The sequence below is a fragment of the Pseudomonas sp. WS 5532 genome (genome assembly GCF_012985445.1).
Taxonomy (GTDB): domain Bacteria; phylum Pseudomonadota; class Gammaproteobacteria; order Pseudomonadales; family Pseudomonadaceae; genus Aquipseudomonas; species Aquipseudomonas edaphica.
In genome coordinates this window covers 1-18,764 of record NZ_JAAQWK010000003.1, presented here as the reverse complement: position 1 = coordinate 18,764, position 18,764 = coordinate 1, and the positions used below count along the sequence as shown (strand labels likewise).

At 53.8% G+C, this 18,764-nt stretch carries 18 protein-coding genes and 1 pseudogene; 7 read left to right on the top strand and 12 right to left on the bottom strand.

The genetic code is table 11. The features are described from left to right. Positions 1-22: 22 nt before the first annotated feature. The 3 genes from HBO23_RS06835 to HBO23_RS06825 all read right to left on the bottom strand — a co-directional run bounded on the left by HBO23_RS06835 (position 23) and on the right by HBO23_RS06825 (position 4,599). Complete coding sequence (locus tag HBO23_RS06835; protein WP_170037082.1) at positions 23-1,429, bottom strand: PLP-dependent aminotransferase family protein; 1,407 nt, start codon at positions 1,427-1,429, stop codon at positions 23-25. After that, positions 1,426-2,856 (bottom strand): hypothetical protein, encoded by a 1,431-nt coding sequence (locus tag HBO23_RS06830; protein ID WP_099549800.1) that lies wholly within the window; start codon positions 2,854-2,856, stop codon positions 1,426-1,428. The genes HBO23_RS06835 and HBO23_RS06830 overlap by 4 nt, the downstream gene beginning before the upstream one ends. A 720-nt stretch (positions 2,857-3,576) precedes the next feature. Further along, positions 3,577-4,599 carry a zinc-dependent alcohol dehydrogenase family protein gene (locus HBO23_RS06825; RefSeq protein ID WP_017135574.1) on the bottom strand — a complete coding sequence of 341 codons (1,023 nt, stop codon included), beginning with the start codon at positions 4,597-4,599 and terminating at the stop codon, positions 3,577-3,579. A 247-nt stretch (positions 4,600-4,846) separates the two neighbouring features. Between HBO23_RS06825 and HBO23_RS06820 the strand changes: the two genes are divergently transcribed. The 3 genes from HBO23_RS06820 (at position 4,847) to HBO23_RS06810 (ending at position 7,792) form a co-directional block, all read left to right on the top strand. Next, on the top strand, positions 4,847-5,761 hold the full coding sequence (locus HBO23_RS06820; protein ID WP_244972951.1) for a LysR family transcriptional regulator: 915 nt from the start codon (positions 4,847-4,849) through the stop codon (positions 5,759-5,761). 165 nt (positions 5,762-5,926) lie between these two features. Further along, the gene (locus HBO23_RS06815) at positions 5,927-7,195 is read left to right on the top strand and encodes a site-specific integrase (RefSeq protein ID WP_096143113.1); all 1,269 of its coding nucleotides are present in this window, start codon (positions 5,927-5,929) and stop codon (positions 7,193-7,195) included. A gap of 159 nt (positions 7,196-7,354) precedes the next feature. Further along, the gene (locus HBO23_RS06810; RefSeq protein WP_096143112.1) at positions 7,355-7,792 is read left to right on the top strand and encodes a LysR substrate-binding domain-containing protein; all 438 of its coding nucleotides are present in this window, start codon (positions 7,355-7,357) and stop codon (positions 7,790-7,792) included. Between the two features lie 181 nt (positions 7,793-7,973). Here HBO23_RS06810 and namA read toward each other — a convergent pair whose 3' ends face one another. Then, the gene (gene namA / locus HBO23_RS06805; protein WP_096143111.1) at positions 7,974-9,041 is read right to left on the bottom strand and encodes an NADPH dehydrogenase NamA; all 1,068 of its coding nucleotides are present in this window, start codon (positions 9,039-9,041) and stop codon (positions 7,974-7,976) included. Positions 9,042-9,209: 168 nt separating this feature from the next. Further along, on the bottom strand, positions 9,210-9,560 hold the full coding sequence (locus HBO23_RS06800) for a winged helix-turn-helix transcriptional regulator (protein ID WP_153332835.1): 351 nt from the start codon (positions 9,558-9,560) through the stop codon (positions 9,210-9,212). A gap of 275 nt (positions 9,561-9,835) precedes the next feature. Between HBO23_RS06800 and HBO23_RS06795 the strand changes: the two genes are divergently transcribed. Together HBO23_RS06795 and HBO23_RS06790 are read left to right on the top strand one after the other, a co-directional pair. Continuing rightward, the gene (locus tag HBO23_RS06795; RefSeq protein WP_070413572.1) at positions 9,836-10,048 is read left to right on the top strand and encodes a hypothetical protein; all 213 of its coding nucleotides are present in this window, start codon (positions 9,836-9,838) and stop codon (positions 10,046-10,048) included. A gap of 61 nt (positions 10,049-10,109) precedes the next feature. Further along, a complete protein-coding gene (locus HBO23_RS06790; RefSeq protein ID WP_096143110.1) occupies positions 10,110-10,292 on the top strand; it encodes a hypothetical protein in 183 nt (60 codons plus the stop codon). Positions 10,293-10,356: 64 nt separating this feature from the next. Here HBO23_RS06790 and HBO23_RS06785 read toward each other — a convergent pair whose 3' ends face one another. After that, complete coding sequence (locus tag HBO23_RS06785; protein WP_096143109.1) at positions 10,357-11,175, bottom strand: CHAD domain-containing protein; 819 nt, start codon at positions 11,173-11,175, stop codon at positions 10,357-10,359. Between the two features lie 110 nt (positions 11,176-11,285). Between HBO23_RS06785 and HBO23_RS06780 the strand changes: the two are divergent. Further along, positions 11,286-11,860 (top strand): annotated as a pseudogene (locus tag HBO23_RS06780) (DNA/RNA non-specific endonuclease); the annotation flags it as partial. 113 nt (positions 11,861-11,973) lie between these two features. Here HBO23_RS06780 and HBO23_RS06775 read toward each other — a convergent pair. From HBO23_RS06775 to HBO23_RS06765, 3 genes are all read right to left on the bottom strand, one after another. After that, positions 11,974-12,687, bottom strand: coding sequence for a histidine phosphatase family protein (locus HBO23_RS06775; protein ID WP_096143108.1), 714 nt, complete (start codon positions 12,685-12,687; stop codon positions 11,974-11,976). Positions 12,688-12,854: 167 nt separating this feature from the next. After that, positions 12,855-13,169: an EthD family reductase gene (locus HBO23_RS06770; RefSeq protein ID WP_054895773.1), complete on the bottom strand. Its 315-nt coding sequence runs from the start codon at positions 13,167-13,169 to the stop codon at positions 12,855-12,857. A 305-nt stretch (positions 13,170-13,474) separates the two neighbouring features. Then, entirely contained in the window at positions 13,475-14,527 is a 1,053-nt protein-coding gene (locus tag HBO23_RS06765) for an LLM class flavin-dependent oxidoreductase (RefSeq protein WP_096143107.1), read from the bottom strand. 498 nt (positions 14,528-15,025) lie between these two features. Between HBO23_RS06765 and HBO23_RS06760 the strand changes: the two genes are divergently transcribed. Further along, positions 15,026-15,640: a TetR family transcriptional regulator C-terminal domain-containing protein gene (locus HBO23_RS06760; protein ID WP_096143106.1), complete on the top strand. Its 615-nt coding sequence runs from the start codon at positions 15,026-15,028 to the stop codon at positions 15,638-15,640. A 338-nt stretch (positions 15,641-15,978) separates the two neighbouring features. Here the strand turns inward: HBO23_RS06760 and HBO23_RS06755 are convergent, their stop codons facing one another. The 3 genes from HBO23_RS06755 to HBO23_RS06745 all read right to left on the bottom strand — a co-directional run. Then, positions 15,979-16,383 (bottom strand): phosphate ABC transporter substrate-binding protein, encoded by a 405-nt coding sequence (locus HBO23_RS06755; protein WP_096143105.1) that lies wholly within the window; start codon positions 16,381-16,383, stop codon positions 15,979-15,981. A 10-nt stretch (positions 16,384-16,393) separates the two neighbouring features. After that, on the bottom strand, positions 16,394-17,551 hold the full coding sequence (locus HBO23_RS06750; RefSeq protein ID WP_096143104.1) for a hypothetical protein: 1,158 nt from the start codon (positions 17,549-17,551) through the stop codon (positions 16,394-16,396). A gap of 34 nt (positions 17,552-17,585) precedes the next feature. Next, the coding region (locus tag HBO23_RS06745; RefSeq protein ID WP_170037079.1) for a HAMP domain-containing methyl-accepting chemotaxis protein at positions 17,586-18,764 on the bottom strand (1,179 nt) is incomplete at its 5' end.

Genomic DNA, 18,764 nt, shown 5'->3' with positions numbered 1-18,764 from the left:
GACACAGAGAAATTTCATGCATCTAGCTGATCTGTGCATCACGCAGCGCCTCGCCCACCAAGGCCAGGGCAATGTCCAGGTTGGGCTGCCCATGGAAGGTGCTGCTCAACCGCAGATGCTGGTGATGCAAGCCGCACAGGCTGAACAACTCACCGGGCGCCACGACTACCTGACGGGCCAGCAAGGCGTGGAAAGCCTTGCGCATGTCCACCGCCCGGGAGGCGCCCAACCAAAAGGTGGCCCCGCCCGCCGGCATTCGGTAAGTCACTTGATCACCCAGGTGCCGACCCACAAGTTCGCCCATTTCGCGCGCCTGCTCACGCAGCAGAAGGCGTAAGTGGTGCAAGTGCTGGTCGATCTTGCCGCTGTGGTACAGGCGCGCAATCGCGCGCTGGCGAATTGAGGATAGCCGGAACGAGCGCAGCAAGAACTGGCGCTGCAACTCACCGCTTAAGTGCCGCGACAATGCGTAGCCAAACGGCGCCTCTGGCCCGAGTATTTTCTCGAAAGAGGCAAACACCACCAACCGCTCAGGGTTGACCAGATCGCGCAGGGTAACCGGTGCCGGCTTGAATCCCAGTTCGCCGCAGGTATCGTTTTCCAATAGCCAGCAATCGTACCGATCGAGCAGTTGCGCCACCTCGAGGCGGTCTTGGGGCTGCAAGGCAAAGGCTGACGGCAAGCTGATCGACGACGACAGCACGACCAATTGCACTGATTCGTGACGCAGCATCCCTTCAAGCAATGCCAGTTCCAGGCGGCCATCCTCGCCCCAGGGCAGTTCAAGGACACGTACCCCGGCATCCTGCAGCAGGCGCAGGATCGACCACTCGCAGGGTGACTCGACCACCACCGAGGCACCGCGCAAGCCCAATACCTCGATAAGGATGTCGAGCACACCGCGCAAGTCCGCGCCGATGTACACGTCATCAGCATGCCAGCAGCGGGTGGGTGATGAGGTGTAGCGAGCCGCCAGTGCGGCTCTTAGTTCCCACACCCCGCAGGGCTGTGACCAAGGCTGCAGATGCCCAGGATACTGGCGCACCAACTCGCGCTCCAGGCGCAGCAAGGTGCCGTCCAATGATGCCAGCAAGGCCGGTTCATCGCCGCTGAGCACTGTCATGCCCGGGCGCCGGGACGCCACATAGAGACGCTCGAGCAGATCCCCGCTGGGACACGCCACGGGTCCACCGGCGAGCGGCCAGGCGTAGTACCCCGACTTGGCCACCGAATACACCCTGCCCTCCTTTTCCAGCAACGAATACGCATATTGAATGGTGGAGATCGACACGTTGAGTCGCTGGGATAACTGGCGCAATGACGGCAGCTTTACGCGCGTATCCGTGCTCACCTCGTTAATCAGGCTGATCATGTAGCGGTAGACCGCCTGATAAGCAAAGTCAGCCTGCCGTGCGCCCCGCAGCGTCATCGCCCAGACAGCTGAAAGGCCATGCCATCACGGGCTTGAGACCTTTGCACAGGCGCGCTGCGGGCACCGCCGAGGGCCAGGTTCATCGGCCGCTTGCGGTACAGATGCTGGAGCAAAGGCAACGGCAACCCACTGGCATCGGCGACCCATTGCTGCAGCATCTCGGCTGCCGGTTTACCCTGCAAAACCTTGTGCAACTCGGGCAACGCCACCAGCATGCCAGGGTGGCACTGACGCAAATAGCCTTCCAGCCGTTCGCCATGATGAATGAAAGGCGAAAACAGCAGGCAGACCAACTGGTTCTCGTCCAGACCGAAAAATTGTTGGGCAAGGCTGCTCGACAACGCACGCTCCCCGCGATTGGCGACCTGGTTCACCAGCTCTTCGGGCACCTGCCGACGCCGCAGGTAATTGCGCGCCTGCCCGAGGAACTCCTCCACGCCCTCCTCGTAATGCAACTCGCGCAGGCATTCGGCCTGCAGGCCGCGCAGGTGCGCCATCAACGGTGGGTTGGCAAAGCTTGGGTGGCTAAAGTGAAAGCCCAACGGATCTGGCGTGTAAGCCATGAAGTCGATGAGCAACGGCGCAGTCGCGCGGTCGATGCCTTCGAGCAAGTCGGCAATGCCGATATAGGCCAGGTGGCGATACCCGCCTGGGCTGACGTCAGCTTTGGGCACATAGTGCTCGCCGTACAGGTCACGGTAGAAGTCGCCGCTCCACTCATCCATGCGCGTGAACAACCCGCCAAGCGACGTCGGTATACCCTTGGCAGCCTTGACGCTTTTGGCCTGGGCGGCTTTTTTCAGCCAGGCCAGCAGCTGGCTCTGTTTGCGCGCGGAATCGCCGCTGACCAGCGCGTGCACGCCACCGTTCCAGGCGGTGACACGCTGATAAAAGTCCCCCAGTGCCAGGTAGGCATCGTTACACAGCGTGGCGCGAACATCGCCGGAGGTCAGGTGCCCCACCATCAACATGTTGCGCTGGTGAGCTTCACAGCCACGGCTGGAGGCCGGACGCTGATGGTTGAAGGGCAACACCTGTTCGTTTTCGACCATCAACAACTCGACCCGCTCGTCATCATGGAAAAACAGCCGGCTATAACCGCGATGAATCGCGTCGAGGGTTTCTTGCGTCATACCCGCGTGGCGTAACGTTGCCACCCGTAACTGGAAGGTCCTGGGCGCACGTGCGGCAATACTCAACTGTGCGGCACGCAGTAGCGCCAAGGTGTAGCTGCTGACTTCGCCACCGCCATGGGCCACCAGCACTTTGTAATCGCCTACTTGTTCCATGCCGCCGGCGGCCACGACAATACGCTGAATCAATAATTGAAGTGCGGTGCGCTCCGCGCGTGTGAAATACCCAACCAAGCGTTGTTGAACTTGCTGGTAAACATAATTCATGGCCTGCTCGTGAATAGCGCTCATAGTTCTACTACCTGAGTTGAAATATCAGTTCAAAACAACTACCGAGCGTAGTTGTCCGATCTATTGCATGTGTAAGAACGTTGCCTGCGGCGCAGTGTGTGCGACAGATAAACACTAGCACCCGGTAACAAATCGATAAGGACCGCGTAGGGGGCTCCTTGCACGGCAGCGCTGGCGTCGAACAGCCGTACCACAAGCATCCCAGCGATTTTCAGCAGCGCTCCTAGGAATATTCAGACAAGCTCCTACAACTCTTTAACCTCGAATTTAAAGATCCATCTGACAAATAAAACTTGTCAATTTTCAATCTCCGGTCATGCATCGATCGGAACCAGTCCTTGGCGTGCCGATCACCTCGCGTCCTGATAGCAATGGCGTCACGCGTAGTTGCAGGAAGTACCTGCTGACGAATCAGACAATCATTCATTACTCAGTCCTTGAGTTGAAAGTGAAGTACCAATTATCAGGGCTGAAATAATGATTAACAGATACAGAAGCTGGCCGAAAACCAGTTCAGATAGTTGCCGGGCCAAATACGCAGGGCGCAGACACAACAACGCCGCGCTGAATTTCAGGGCGGCGGCGGGAAAAAGGGCATCGTTTGCGGGACCGGACGGCCGTTGCGCGTTTCAGACAACGCGCGGATTCAACCCTTTCAAATGGCGCATTTGCCCCATGCGCCGAGGGTTTGTAAAACTCATTTACGAATCTTCCTACACCTCAAACAGCCTCAACCTGCAACGCAACGCGCTCGCGGCACGGGCATTCGTCCATGTAACGGTGTGCTTCTACAAACTGGTTGAACGCAAACACGGTGGTTTTCAGCGGCACAAGCACGCGATCGGCCGTCAGTTGGTTGATGTCACGCAATGCGCGTTGCAAGGCGACGTGGTCCTGAATGATGCCCAGTTCCGGCTTACCGGTGAAGTTACCGATACAGTGCACAAAGAACTGGATGTTCTTCTGGAACGCTGCACAGGCCGGGAACGGCGTCTGGTTACCGCCTTGCAAACCGTAGAGCACCAGGCTGCCACGGGGCGCCAGCACATCACCGAGCAATGACATCTGCGGGCCGCCCAAGCCATCGAACACCACATCCACGCCGCGGTTATCGGTGAACTTGTTGATTTGCATCAGCAGGTCCTGCTCTTCGGTGACGATGACCTTCTCGGCCCCCAGCGACAGCAGGTATTCACGCTCGGCGCTGTCCTTGGTGGCGGCGATCACGCGCACGCCCAGCGCCTTGCCCAGTTGTACGAACGAAGGGCCGGCACAGTGGCTGGCGTCAGTCACCAGGGCAAATTGGCCGGGTTTGACCCGCGCCAGGTCCATATAGGCAAAGTAGGCGATCAACAGCGGCGTGTAATGCACGCTGGCTTCAATCGGGCTCAGCACATCCGGATAACGGGTCAGCGCCGAGCGCGGCAATACGATTTGCTCGCCATATACCGGGTAATCATTGGGGCTTTCGGCCGGAAAACTGGCCACCTTATCGCCTACCGCCAAGTCATCCACGCCCTCACCGAGGGCCACCACCACACCGGCCATCTCATGGCCAAGGCCGGACGGCAAGCGTGCATGGGAGGACGCCAGGTTCTGGCGCCACAGAATGTCATACCAGCTGATGCCAATCGCTTCGACACGCACCTGCACTTCGCCCGGTGCGGGCTGCGCGGCTGCATGCTCTTCGCATTTGAGCACCTCGGCCGGACCAAACTTGTGAAAACGGATCGTGCGGGACATCGCAAACCTCGTCAAAGTAACCTCTAATGCCATGAACTCTATCTGGGCTTTCCAGGTAAGGCCACCGGTCGCCATTAATAGTCGACATGTCTGTCATTGATTCCGCAACTGAGGCAGTTGCCTCAAGTATCGTAGGAAAACTCAATTATCCGGTGCAGAGTACCAGCCTTTCCCCGTAAGATTCATGCCGGTCATTGTTTACATGTGGCCGCTCACGTCAAGTTTGCTGACTCTTCCAGGACACAAGATGAACCGTAACGACCTGCGTCGTGTCGACCTTAACCTCTTGATCGTATTCGAAACCTTGATGCATGAGCGCAGTGTGACCCGCGCTGCCGAGAAATTGTTCCTTGGCCAGCCGGCCATCAGCGCGGCGTTGTCGCGTCTGCGTGGGCTGTTCGATGACCCGCTGTTTGTACGTACCGGGCGCAGCATGGAGCCGACGGCACGTGCCGTGGAAATCTTCGCCCTGCTCTCCCCGGCCCTGGACTCGATCTCCACCGCGGTGAGCCGCGCCGCCGAGTTCGACCCCGCCACCAGCACCGCCGTGTTCCGTATCGGCCTGTCCGACGACGTTGAATTCGCCTTGCTGCCGCAACTGCTCAAACGCCTGCGCGCCGAGGCGCCTGGCATCGTGCTGGTGGTGCGCCGCGTCAACTACATCCTGATGCCGGGCCTGCTGGCCTCCGGGGAAATTTCCATCGGCGTCAGCTACACCGCCGACCTGCCGGCCAACGCCAAGCGCAAAGTGCTGCGCCGCAGCCTGCCAAAACTGCTGCGCGCCGACAGCGTGCCCGGCTCCCTGAGCCTGGACGACTTCTGCGCCCGCCCTCACGCCCTCGTGTCCTTCGCAGGCGACCTGAGCGGGTTTATTGATGAAGAGCTGGAAAAACTCGATCGCAAACGCCACGTGGTATTGGCCGTGCCGCAATTCAACGGGCTGGGCACACTGCTGGCCGGCACCGACATCCTCGCCACCGTGCCGGATTACGCCGCCGAAGCACTGACCTCGGCGGGCGGTTTGCGCGCCGAGGACCCACCGTTGCCGGTGCGCACGTTTGAGCTGCATATGGCGTGGCGTGGGTCGCAGGATAATGATCCGGGGGAGCGGTGGTTGAGGTCGAGGATTCAGATGTTTTTTGGGGACCCCGATAGCCTGTAACGGAATTCCACTAAATTCCATAAAACCGTTTAATAACAAAAAGTTATTGGTTATTTAAGTCCATAGCCGCCTGTCTAAATCCAATGGATTCCACGACTCATGGGGGCATAATTGGGGGCAAATTTCGGTTCCTTAAAAAGGATGCCCCCACCGATGCCCCCACCGATGCGCCCAGATAATGCGGTTGTTTTCAAACGAAAACTCAGCGATGCCTTGATCCGGTCACTGACCGAACCTGGCAAACACGCCGATGGCGAAGTTCCTGGCCTCTACTTGGAGGTGAGGGCGTCGAGTAAGGTCGGCAAATCTCCTTCCAAGGTTTGGCGATTGAAGTATCGGCTGCATGGGAAGGAAAACCGCTTCTCCATCGGCGCTTACCCCGAGATTAGCCTCAAGGAGGCGCGCGACATTGCCCGCGGCGCACGCCGCGACGTGGCTAACCACACCGCTCCGCTCAAGGCCAAGACCGCCAAGATCGAGGCACAGTTGCTCAATGAAGAGCGCACCTTCGCTTACGTGGCCGAGCAATGGTTGGCATTCAAGTCTGCCGAACTGGTGACCAAATCCATCTCGGGCTTTACCGGAGCGCTGAACAACCACATCTTGCCTGCCATTGGCAAAAAACCGATCAGCGAGATCAAGTTGGAGCACATCACTACGATCATCACTGAGTTGCGCCGCCAGCGGACCATGGCCATGGCCCGGCGCGTGCGCACCATCATACGTGCCGTTCTGGGATTTGCCGAAGGTCGCGGCTGGGTGGAGCGCAACGTGGCGCTCAGCAACATTGAGGAGTTGAAGATTCGCCACATCGTGACCAGCAACCCGGCGATCGAAAGGCCGTCCGACCTAGGCAGGTTTCTTCTACGCCTTGATGACTGCAACGACGGCAGCGTAGCCGCAGCAATGCGGCTGCTGGTCATGTTGCCGGTTCGCCCAGGCGAACTGGTGCAGATGCGCTGGGAAGATGTCGACTTGGTGGGCGCCGATTGGCGTTATGTGGTGAGCAAGACCAAGCACCTGGACAAGAGCAAACACATCGTGCCGCTGCCTGAGCAAGCGTTGGTCCTGTTACGAGAGCTACATAAAACCCGCGTGGTGGATGAAGACGGCAAAGGCTGGGTGTTCGTCTCGCCGGTCTATCCAGGCCGCCCCATTAATCCTACCTCCATGCTCAAGTCCTTCCAGCGTATCTGGCCTGAGTACGACATCACTGCCCACGGCTTTCGCGCTACCTACCGGACCATTGCCCACGAGCACTTGGGTATAGACCCCATCGTGCTCGAACTGTCGTTATCCCACCGTATGCCAGGCGCGTTGGGAGCTGTGTATGCGCGCGCGCAACTGCTGGTACAGCGCCGGGAGGCGGCTCAACAATGGGCTGACTACCTAGACCAACTGCGGCACAACGCAGCTCAAGTGAGGAAAGACTGACGACACAGCGAAAACAATCAAAAGATTTGAGCTGGAAACGATATTGATAGCCCATTTGCTCGCCCATCGCTTGCCTGAATTCCGGGCCAAATATCCAGAAATCACACTTTAGATGTCTGCACAGCCTCAACAGGTATCGTTGAGCCGACGCGAAGCTAGGTGGCATTACGCCTGACCCGTCCCGAAGAACCCAATGATGTTGTGCGCAAAATTGGCCATATTCCGTATGCCTTGCATGCCAGTCCCAACTACACATTCTTTGATAGTCCAGACAGGTGGGCATTCATCGTTTACGACGCACAATTTGTGGATCTGCCGCAACAGCAGTGGCTTCTGAACATTGCTGGCGAGCGTCGAATTGGATGTGATCTAAGCGATGTTAGTAGTCAATTGGTGGTTGCATGCTCTGGAGCTGGGATTGCTGGATCACCAAGATTTCTCGGCGATGCACAACCAGGACTGAAACGCATCGAATATGACGGCGCACCCTTTTCAAGGGACGTCTGGCTAGTGGTTCACCACGATTTGAAACGCTCGGTTCCTATCAGAGCTGTGATGGACTTTCTTACCCACACGTCAAAATCCGTACGCCTGTAATTGCTGACAGCCTCAAACACTGAATATCCCTGGAGCCCGATCTCGAAGATGGCGCTATACCCAGTAAAACTGAACAGACTAAGATTGACCGCCTCGCCTGAGCAGAAACGGATCGTAAAACCCCTGACGCTGCGTGGCGCATCAGGGGTAAATTTAACAAGCCTTTATGTTTTTAGGCGCATCAGTTTTCGGTCAAAGGAGCTGCTGGCAACGGCGGCTGACTGCGCTGCCACACCGAACCGTAGCGGGTGTATTGCGGAGGCACAGGGATAGCTGTGCGCAACTCATCGGCGGCAGTGCGAGCCCAGAAGGGATCTCGCAACATATCTCGGCCAACCAGCACTATGTCTGCCCTACCGTTCTGGACGATCTCTTCCGCCTGACGACCACTTTCGATCAGGCCCACCGCCCCCGTCATGATGCCCAGTTCACGACGCAGCAATTCAGCCGCAGGAACCTGGTAGGCAGGAAAAGCGTTCACTTTGACCATTGCAATGCCACCCGATGAACAGTCGATGAGGTCAACTCCCTGCTCTTTCATCCACTTGCCGTAGATCAGGAAATCTTCAGGAGTATTGCCGCCTTCGGTGTAATCGGTCGAAGAAATACGGACAAACAACGGGCCTTTCCATTCGGAGCGAACAGCGTCAATTACTTCTCGGACGATACGATAACGATTCTCGTGACTGCCGCCATATTCGTCGGTGCGATGGTTAGCCAGCGGAGAGAGAAACTCGTTCAGGAGGTAGCCATGTGCGGTATGTACTTCTACAACATCGAAACCAGCTTCGCGGGCGCGACGTGCGCCTTGGCGGAATGCCTCAACGACGCCTTTGATGCCGTATAGGTCGAGCGCCTGAGGTACTTGCGAATCCTTGGTAAACGGAATAGCCGATGGGGCAATAGACGGCCCCGGAACGCCCAACTGACGACCTGCGTGGCCCAGCTGACAGCCTGCCTTGGCGTCAAAGCGTTGAATGGTTTTGACCAGCCTTGCCAGCCCCTCAACTTGTGCATCGTCCCAGATACCGATATCGCCGGGGCCAATAACGCCGTTGCAAAGGATGGCTGTGGTTTCCAAAAAAACGAGCCCTGCGCCGCCCAATGCTCGAGCACCGTAATGCACGGTATGAAAATCAGTGACGCATCCGTCTTCGCTTGCCGAGTGCATGCACATTGGAGACATTGCAATTCGGTTGCGAAGTGTTAACCCACCAATGGTTACGGGTTCAAAAAGTTTTGCGGCCAAAATTCAGATACTCCAATAGTTTGCTCAAGAATGCGCGGGGCACGTGCTTCTGCTCTCTACGCGTTTTGAACAAGGCTATCGAAGATAATAAAAACGTAAATACTGCAAAAATTTGCATATAGTACGCTTAAGCGTACTGCAAGAGGCCGAGCAACTGGCCTTAAGCTTCTAGCTAATCATGGGGGCGATGTCGGACTTTCCGCCAGGTGGCTGCTCGTCCGCCCTCATCTGAGCGGCAGTGGTCATGCCCCGACGCTTCAACCACGCATCTCCCCAGTCACATAGTCCCAGGATAAAAGGCTCAAGGCTTCGGCCCTCATCACTAAGTGCGTATTCGACCTTGGGCGGTACTACTGGGTAGACAGTTCGCACTAGGAGACCGTCTTCTTCCATATCCCGAAGCTGCTTGATCAGCAACCTAGGCGGCACTCCAGTGAGACGTCGCTGCAATTGGTTGAAACGGTGTGTGCCATCCAGTAGCAGGTGATAAAGGATTACGCCCTTCCACTTTCCACCCATGATGTGCAGTGCGGCCTCTATAGAGCACCCAGGGGCACCATCATAATTACGAAGCTTGGTCACAACGGTCTCCAAAGGGCAGTACGCTTTATGGCACTACCTACAAATTTATGGCGTTTTTCTAACAAGACCCAGTGACTGTACCACGTCCGAAGTGGCCAACACGTCTTGGGCCGATTACTCTCGGCTGCACCACCTACAAGGGATAGGTTGATGATTAAGCACACCCTACCTGACGCTGCTAGTCTTCCAGTTCACTCCGAGGAAATGTCGACATGTCAGCCCCTCCCCAATTACCGGACATACTTGAAACCCTCCACGAAAACGAACTCGCGCTTGCCGACGCCATTGAGTCGATAGCAATGTGGATAGATCAGAGGGGATCCATCGGCGTTTCCAGCACCGCCCTCGGTGGTATCACCACGCTCGAATTGAATGCCGAGTCCGTCAGAAAGGGCATTGAACCACCGAGAGAAACCGCCAAATGAAACCTAGTTACTCATTCTCTGTATCGCTTGAGAATCGATACCTCATGAAAGGATTCTCGTGATGCTGATCAAAATCGAAGAGGCAGAGACGCCCGAAGACTGGCTCGTGTGGATGAATGCATGGCGCGTTAAGTTTCACAGTTATGCCGAAGCCGAAGCCTTCGTCAAAAGGCTGGAGGGTCGCATAAATGCAGCCCACCCTTTACCTATCAGCATAAGTAGACCTATGGCTGAAGTGTCTTGAAGAGAATTCGTTGCCAGATCAAAAAACGTCATCGCTTTGTAACCCTCCAGCCGTAATACTGCGTCTATTCAACGCCTGCTGTTTTTTCTGCTGCCACATTAGGCGGCTTTTTTTTGCCTGAGGACTTTGGCAGCAATTTCTCCAGGTCAGCTAACTGAGCGTCAGCTTTCTCGAGCGCCGTCGCGGCGCATCGCCGCCAGACCTCTTCCAGCTGGTGTAGATCTGATTCGACCAATGCTTTTTGACACCACTGATAATGGTCGTGCCAGGCACCCAGGGCCGATTGAAGGGCCTTGAGAGAGCTTGCCGCCTTACCCGAAAGCGGTGACAGCTTGGGAAAAGCCTCTGTCAGGTAGCGAGTTCGCTTGACCAGGATTCTCAACTCGTGCCGATCAGATTCAGCGTCATCTACCGCCGCATGCAATCGGTCGATCTGCTTAGTCAGTGATTTTTCAATTTGAGACTGGACGTGCTGCAAACCGCCGTTGATCTCAGCCAAGCGAAAGATTGAAGGCCACTCATCCAACTGAGTGAACAGATTCTTGAGGGCCGGGCTTTTTAGAATCTTTGAATAGTCATAATCCAAGTGCGCTTTGCGGAACTGCGCAAGGTCAGGAAAGCCCCTTTCCTCTAGCTCCTCAATCAACACCTCAAGATCGCGCGCCGGCGTGGTTAGCCTTCCGACTTCCGCCGCAACATTATTCAGCGCCATGACTTCGCTAATCGAACGCATCGGTCGGAGTAGGCTCCGGATGCGCCTCACAGATATTCTGAGGTCATGCAAAGCCTCGCTGTCAGTCCTCGCTTCCAACCGTGCACGGGAGTGATACAGGGCGATCTGAAGGGTCAGTATCTCAGCAACGAACTCGTCAACGAAGGACATGCAGTCATCTCTTTGAAGCGTTATGGATACGAGCTTAGCAGAAGCGCAAGTCGTCAAATATTGATCCTGCTCGCGATTTGATAAGGCCATCAATGACCTAGCCTGAATGCTATGATGGTCGTGTGCCTATAAGCGCCCAGGTGGGCAACGAGCTCTACGCGAGCAACGGCCTGGACCGTGGCCATTTGGTGCGCAGGCAAGACCCTATAGGGGCGAAGAAGCGACCATCGCCAACCTCGACACTTTTCACTTCACTAACTGCTCGCCGCAGATGAGCGCGTTCAACCAGAAGACCTGGTTGGAACTTGAGGAGTACATTCTCGACAATACACGGCGCTGGAAGGCCCGAGCCACTGTATTTACAAGCCCGGTGCTGGCTGAAGATGACCGTGTTTACCGTGGTGTCAAAATCCCCAAAGCATTCTGGAAAGTGGTGGCCTATTTGGGGGATGACGGCAAACCTTCCGCTAGCGCTTATATGATCGACCAGAGCCGTCACCTCGATCAGTTGGACTCGGTGTTTGGCCAACTCAGAACCTACCGCCGCAGCGTGTTGCAAATCGAGCAAATGGCCTGTATTCGTCTTGCCAACTTGGCCGACTATGACGGGTTCAGCAACGAAGAACGCGCGACGGGCACGCACATTGAAGCGCTTATCCAAGGAACAGAGGATATCCGGCTTTGAGCAACATAGCCGCAGGTGGACAAAGCTTATCTGTGCTGTGATGCAGGCTACTTGCCTTAGAACGGTGCTTGGGCCAAGTTTGAACCGGACGTCAATAAGTAACGCGGGTGTGGTCAGCTAACCGTCAATACCGTCTGTGAGTCGGCGATTTTGCAAAGGTCGTAGGGCGTTATGTTGATTCCTCGCACCAGTCGCTTCAATACCTGAGTACCCACTACGTCGAGGTCAATGATATTGAGGCATGCAGAGTCCTGCTTCAGAGAACTCATGATATGACGATCTGAACCCATAGCCCAGGCCAGCAACACACGGCCAACCGCGTCGTGGCTGACGAGTAGAAGCGATCTCCATGCTGGCTCGCCAATGAGCCGAAAAAATTGCTCAAGCACCCGATTTTCAAAGCTGTCCCAATGCTCTCCCCCCAAAAATGTGCCATCACCTTCGCCTATGGTTTCGTAGGCCTGGCATACTCGGTCATCAGGGTGCTGTGGGGTGATTTTACTGAAGCAACCTGCTTTTATATCGCTAAACGCTTTAGCTTGCTCAAGCATGCTTTCCTGCTCGTCCAGCAAGATATTTGCGGTTTGTCGAGCACAAGAATAATCGGAGCACACAGCCCGATCGAAAGCCACATGTTGCATCATCACCGAGAGCTCTCGGGCCTGACGAACTCCTTTATCAGACAGGTCGACACTCCGAGGATCCAGCGCCATACCGTCATCGCTTAGCCGCTTCACATCCCCGCTAATGACTAGATAACAACGTCTCCTGCGAAGATTCGCCGGGTAGACCGGAGTATGTTCGGCTGCATGTGCGTCGATTTTCATAGCGCCACCCTGTGATTGCTTATGCTTAGAGACAAGAACGCCGATCGCGTTGAACCCTCATCAGGTCATGATCCACGTTTGACCGCTATCGGACATTGCAGCGGCAATAAAGTCACCAATACATGACCGCACCGAAGAGAAGCTCAGTGCGGTCACGGTCTGGCTCGTTACTGAAGGCTATCTTTGACTTCCATTACCAACGCAGTCATGCCCCCGGTTGCGAAATTGGCCGCGTCCATTGATGCCTTCATCCCCTCAGACGAGTACTGAGAGTCTTCTAACGACTTGAGATCTTCATAACCTAGCAAGGCGATACGATAGTAAGGACCTCCGCCACCAATGATGGTTATAGGGCCCTCACTAACAGAGAAGCTTTTCAGATGCGGCATTTTCTGGACCAGTGGAATATGAACATCTTTGTAATACTGATCGAACGCTTCTGAATCCGTTGGAACGCCATAAAGCACTATAATTTGGTACATGGATTATCCTCGCTCTATTAATGGTAGATCTTTATATGACAACGGCTCCCTTAAGATCATTGACAGTCAGTATTCGGGCATAAACGCTTACCCGTGCACTGTTCAAGACCGTCAACTGCCCAGTTTCGCCTTATAACATCACCGCTTTACTCCACATCGACCTCATTGCCTTACAGCGCTGCGAACCCTATACACAACCGCGCACGCAGCCAGAAATTTCAGCTCTTTAGCTTGACTCGAAAATCGATGTGGCAACTAGGTCCCCCAATAACAGGCGCGAGACTTTCTTACCTGATGGGGTCTACTCAATTCTTATGAAAATGAGGAAGAACGTGCTCTCCCAGAAGATTGAGAGTCTGCATGTGCTGTTCGTGGGTCATCGCATCAACAGTCAAAATGACCTCATCCACTCCGCGTCTCTCGAGCGCCTTCAGAGATTCAATAATATCATCAGGCGTGCCCACCATAATGGATGGACTAAGTTCTATAAGCTTCTCAAGATTGCGCTTATATTCCTCAATCTTCTGGATACCACCAAAGTATTCGTATGAAGATTCTTTCGCCAGAGGCAAGTAGATATCCAGAATGAACTGGACATAGCCGTAAGCCCTCATCCGTACTTCCGCCATCGCGGTCGCCCGATCTTTTGCGCAATGAACGATTGGTACATAATAGCCATAAGAATTGTTTACTTGGCCATTCACGGGTTTAGCACTTCCGATTGAATCGCGGTAAGCACCGATGCATTCGTCCACGTAGTCCCACCCGAAAAAATTGTCAAAGGTAAGAATTCCAACACCGTACTCAGCTGCCAATTTGTGAGACTCGGGGCCAGAACTTACGGAGAACAGATGGGGAGAAGGTTTTTGCAACGCCCTCGGGTTAACCTTAACCTCTTCAAAAGGCCAATACTGACCATCAGAGTTTGACACAACGCCTTTTGTCAAAGCCTGGCCAATAATGGTTATGGCCTCTTTCCACCGATCCCTAGTCTCGGACGGCTTGACACCGAATGCTTGCATTACGAGCTTGTTGTTACCGCGCGCCGTACAAAGCTCAGCCCGCCCTTTCGACAATATGTCAAGCGTGGCCAGGCGCTCTGCTACTGTAATTGGATTGTGGAATGGGATCGTTACAGCCATGTACCGAATAATGATGTCTTTGGTAAGCGCTGCAACAGCGCCATAGAGCGCGTCGGGGGCTGAGATGGTCGGACCATCAATGAAGTGGGCTTCAGAGGTGCCCCAGCAATAAAAACCTAGCTCGTCCGCACGTACCGCCTCGCGGATCATGTCATGCATTTTTTGTTGTGGCGGTGTACCAGCCAACGCACCGTCGGAGAGTATGCCGATTTTCATTTACGTTCCTCGCACTGTTAGGTTTAGGTCGAGATGACCAAAATTGCTTAACGCGGCCGCCGCACCAGCGCGGGGCAGAAAAAATGGCTAATCGCAAAATCGCGGCCCACCTCTGCCCCAATACGCGGAGGTGAGATAACAACGCCGAAATCGGCTGTTTTTGCAAAACACCTGTTATGCATCCTTGCACAGTGCTTTTTTTTGCGCAACATCTGTTTTGTTAAAAACGCATAAAGGTATAATGGCCAAAATGTGTCAGAAGTGCTGCCGGGTGGAGATCTAGGAACAGGGGCGATAGCGTCTAACTCGGGGGATGCAGTATGCTGCGACGACAAAATTTTGCGCACCCGCCCCCTTGGTACGCCTTTTTGTGATCACTGTTGAATTGAGCGAAAATATCAATTTCACGCTTTTCGCGTTATATGGTCATGCCACTGCGTGGTCGAATACAAATTTTTATCTTAAGAAGAATTCTGCGAAACCAGATTGGAGTAATTCATGCCAAGGGTAATTGATCACGAGGAACGTCGTAGCGAGGTGCTGGCAGCCACTTGGCAGGTCGTGGCAACGGAGGGTTTGGAAGCGGCGACAATTCGCAGAATTGCGATAGAAGTAGGTTGTACTGCCGGCCTCGTGACGCATCACTTCGCTAGCAAGGATGACATCCTGGTGGCGGCATTGCGTCAGGTACATATTGCCGCAGCGAAAAGGATGGCATCGCATTTGTCTAGCGGATCCCAGCTAAAGACACTACATGCGGTTCTCCTTGAAGTATTGCCGCTAGATGATGAGCGCAGGCTCGAGTGGCGCGTCTGGATAGCATTCTGGGGGCAGTCATTGGGCAAAACAGCATTGGCCCAAGAGCTTCATAACCGCTACGCGGAGTGGCGCAATCTTATTAATGGTCTTTTGCGAGCGGCTCAGCGCAGCCAAGAGATACCTCCTCAGCTGGATGTGCGACTGTGGACGGACCTTACGATCAGCCTTATCGACGGATTAGGTCTGCAAGCAGTGCTTGAACCAGAGTATTTTAATACACCACGACTCAAGAAAGTCGTGGCCTCCCATATGGGAAAAATCCTGCAAGATTATCAGCTCATTGAAAGCTCTTGACTGGGTTAAAGGTGAAAACAAGGACCGCTCACTTGTGTACATGGCATTGCACCGCTACCTAGATAGCGGCGGTGGCATGCACACACCTTGTTCAGATCAAAAGAGAACAAAATAGCGGCGCAACAACCCAAACTTTAACTTCAAAACTTAATCAACACCTTTCCAATATGTTTCGCAACAAGGGAATAAGTATGTGCGTCAGGTGCATTCTCAAACCTGAATTTAAGATTCCACATTGGCGATTTATGACGGCACACGATACTGAAGTAATGTAAAAACTGACAACATGGTTGGCAAAGATCTTTACTTAACCGCCCACATTGCCAGGATCAATCTGTCTAGGGAAGCGTGAACAATACTTTAACTTTATCTGTGACAGAAGTATTGTCGACATAACCAATGGTATCAGGTTCCACGCTAACTTTTGCAATTACAGCTGCGTCGTCAGAGACGCTTGTCAATGGTTGACCTTTTCCAGTGAACACCAGGCCTGACCAGTATGACTTCAACTGCGATTCATTTTTACTGGTGACAGCGCTGTAGAACTTTTCTTTGATGGGGCCCCAGTCTTTTTGGTCGACACCCTTTAGGGTCTTGTCTTTCCCCAAGAAAACGTTCGCCACGTCCGATTGAGAGGGCGCGGTAATGACGTTTGGATTTACGATGACCGCGACGTCGGCCCATACTGAACTGGCAGCGAATATAACGCTGTAAACGCTGAGAGCAATAACAGAAAGTTTCATGAAGCTCTCCTTAAAATACAAAATCCACACCGACGCTGATAATATCACCATCATAGTTTCGTGACGGGCTACCCGAAACCCCATTAGTTGCGGCATAGGCCGCATGATCGTAGCTCTCTTGAGCACTTTCGTTAAAAACCCCATTGAATTTTCCGCTGGTATCGACTCGCTTATACTCCCCTTTTACAATAACGCTAGGTGTGATGTTGTAATTCAAACCATATGTCCAAGAACTCTGACGCCCCTTACCTTCGTCCAATTGTGCGTAGGTGGTGTGCACCAGAAAATCGCCAAAACGGCGCCCGCCCATTAAATAAAATGCTTTACTGGCGTCCTCACCATCCGCTTCGATAACGCGACGTGTAAGCTCATTCGAGGTTAACCAGGTGCCGTTGTCATATTGATAGCCAACAGACGTAAACTTACCTTTTTGCTTATTTAAGCTGCCAAAGCTGACATTTGAGCGCTCATCAGGTGAAGTCGTAACAACGGCATTATAGTCCGAGTCAATATCTGCTTCAGTATAGCCGACACGCAATGTTCCAAAACCATTAGTAGCAAGACTGACATTGGAGGCGAAAATCTTTTTGTAATCGATGTCAAAAAGTTTATCTAGCCCAAAAATATTACGGTTGACGGCTTGCCCTCCCGCGACTTGAAAAGTCAGCGCCCCGAATGATAACGGGATTGTATAGACGGCATCAGCACCTTCGTAGTTGCTTAGCTGGACTTGGCTATAGACTTCGTCCGGCAGACGCAGCCACGGATAGGTAAAACCAACATCCAGCGTTTCCGAGTACATATACACAGGGTTACGAAGGCGACCAGCGCGTAAAATCAAACGGTCATTCGCTTGCCAAGATATATACGCCCATTCTAGATTAGCTTTCCAGTTATCTTGTTCGGGCTTGACGGTGGCTTGAAAAGTCAATCCGATAGTATCAGTAACGCCGTATTGAATCTGGCCGCCTAATTTGGACAATTGATCACCGCGCCACGAGTCATTTGTCTGCCCGGCGACACCATAAGTACGTCCATTTTCCTCTCCGCCAAGATGGGTGATACCTGCGCTACCAAACCCGTTTAGTCGATACTCACCTTGTTCCAGCGCGTAGGAAGAAGTAGTCACTAGACACGCTACAAGGTTGAGGAGCCGAAATCTTTTCATTCTCGTGGTGCTCTTTTTAATTGCAAGGGTTAGGTTAGACACGAAATTGCGCTGTTGACGCGCGCAAATCATTTCCGGTGCTGACTAACTGCTCGCCTAAACGCGCGATTGCGTCGGCCCCATGGGTGGTTGTTTGGGTGTCTGTCTGAAGAACTTCGGTATCGTTCTGAATCGACTTAGATAGACTGATCTGCTCTTGGGTAAATTGAGCGATACCTGCGTTGAGCACATCGATCTGACGAACGGATTTAGCGATGACTTCAAGGGTATGAGTAGCCTCAACGGAACGCTCAATACTCGCTTCAGCTTTTTCCCCGTTGAGCGTCATGACGTTCAAAACACCATTTGCACTGAGTTGCAAACGCTGAATGATCGTTTGAATTTCTGCCGTTGAAATGGCTGTTTTTTGGGCCAAATTGCGCACCTCATCAGCCACCACGGCAAATCCACGACCCTGCTCGCCAGCCCGGGCAGCTTCGATAGCGGCGTTGAGCGCCAGCAAATTTGTTTGTTCAGCAATGCTGCGTATCACTGTTAGTACCGAGCCTACCTGCTGCGTCTCCTCTTCCAGCTGCTGCATCGCTTGCACCGATCCCAAAACACTACCGCCCAAGTCACTGATGCTGGAAGACAAATTATCTATATTCTGCCGTGCAGTTTCTGCTTGTTTGGAGGCAGCGGCCGCCACTTCTGAGGCTTGCTGAGAGCGGTGAGCCACTTCCTGAATGCTTTGCGTCATTGCAGAAATGTCGCGGCTGATAGAGTCGGTGTGGCCTTCTTGCGAGCGTGCGTTTTCTTCAGTGTCCTGGGTCAGGTGATACAAGTCTTTGGACATTTGCTCCAACGGACCGGCAGCATCAATGATTTGCCGCATGGTGACCTGCAACTTATCGAGGAAACTGTTGAAAAGCTTGATCATCACTCCTATTTCGTCGTGTGTTTCGACGTTGACGCGGCGAGTGAGGTCGCCGTCTCCGCTGGCAATAGATCGAAGGGATGTGATCACGCCATGAACGTTGCTCATGACTCGGTGAATCACCATTGCCGAACCAATGCTTACCAATAAAGCCAGGATTATGCTCAGACTGCGGATTTCGGTGAACGTGACCGAGCGTTTCGCTAATACGTGACCGGTGCTTCCACCCCGGTTGCGCGGGTTCTGGATTGTAATCGCATCGGTCACGATGCGGCTTGTTCCTCGGCTTTTTTTCGG

Bases quoted from the DNA above. Each gene is read 5' to 3' on its own strand.
- HBO23_RS06765 (WP_096143107.1), bottom strand. From the start codon at position 14,527: ATGAAAATCGGCATACTCTCCGACGGTGCGTTGGCTGGTACACCGCCA.
- HBO23_RS06755 (WP_096143105.1), bottom strand. From the start codon at position 16,383: ATGAAACTTTCTGTTATTGCTCTCAGCGTTTACAGCGTTATATTCGCT.
- HBO23_RS06800 (WP_153332835.1), bottom strand. From the start codon at position 9,560: ATGGGTGGAAAGTGGAAGGGCGTAATCCTTTATCACCTGCTACTGGAT.
- HBO23_RS06785 (WP_096143109.1), bottom strand. From the start codon at position 11,175: ATGTCCTTCGTTGACGAGTTCGTTGCTGAGATACTGACCCTTCAGATC.
- HBO23_RS06825 (WP_017135574.1), bottom strand. From the start codon at position 4,599: ATGTCCCGCACGATCCGTTTTCACAAGTTTGGTCCGGCCGAGGTGCTC.
- HBO23_RS06760 (WP_096143106.1), top strand. From the start codon at position 15,026: ATGCCAAGGGTAATTGATCACGAGGAACGTCGTAGCGAGGTGCTGGCA.
- HBO23_RS06750 (WP_096143104.1), bottom strand. From the start codon at position 17,551: ATGAAAAGATTTCGGCTCCTCAACCTTGTAGCGTGTCTAGTGACTACT.
- HBO23_RS06815 (WP_096143113.1), top strand. From the start codon at position 5,927: ATGCGCCCAGATAATGCGGTTGTTTTCAAACGAAAACTCAGCGATGCC.
- HBO23_RS06775 (WP_096143108.1), bottom strand. From the start codon at position 12,687: ATGAAAATCGACGCACATGCAGCCGAACATACTCCGGTCTACCCGGCG.
- HBO23_RS06770 (WP_054895773.1), bottom strand. From the start codon at position 13,169: ATGTACCAAATTATAGTGCTTTATGGCGTTCCAACGGATTCAGAAGCG.
- HBO23_RS06835 (WP_170037082.1), bottom strand. From the start codon at position 1,429: ATGACGCTGCGGGGCGCACGGCAGGCTGACTTTGCTTATCAGGCGGTC.
- HBO23_RS06830 (WP_099549800.1), bottom strand. From the start codon at position 2,856: ATGAGCGCTATTCACGAGCAGGCCATGAATTATGTTTACCAGCAAGTT.
- HBO23_RS06795 (WP_070413572.1), top strand. From the start codon at position 9,836: ATGTCAGCCCCTCCCCAATTACCGGACATACTTGAAACCCTCCACGAA.
- HBO23_RS06790 (WP_096143110.1), top strand. From the start codon at position 10,110: ATGCTGATCAAAATCGAAGAGGCAGAGACGCCCGAAGACTGGCTCGTG.
- HBO23_RS06820 (WP_244972951.1), top strand. From the start codon at position 4,847: ATGAACCGTAACGACCTGCGTCGTGTCGACCTTAACCTCTTGATCGTA.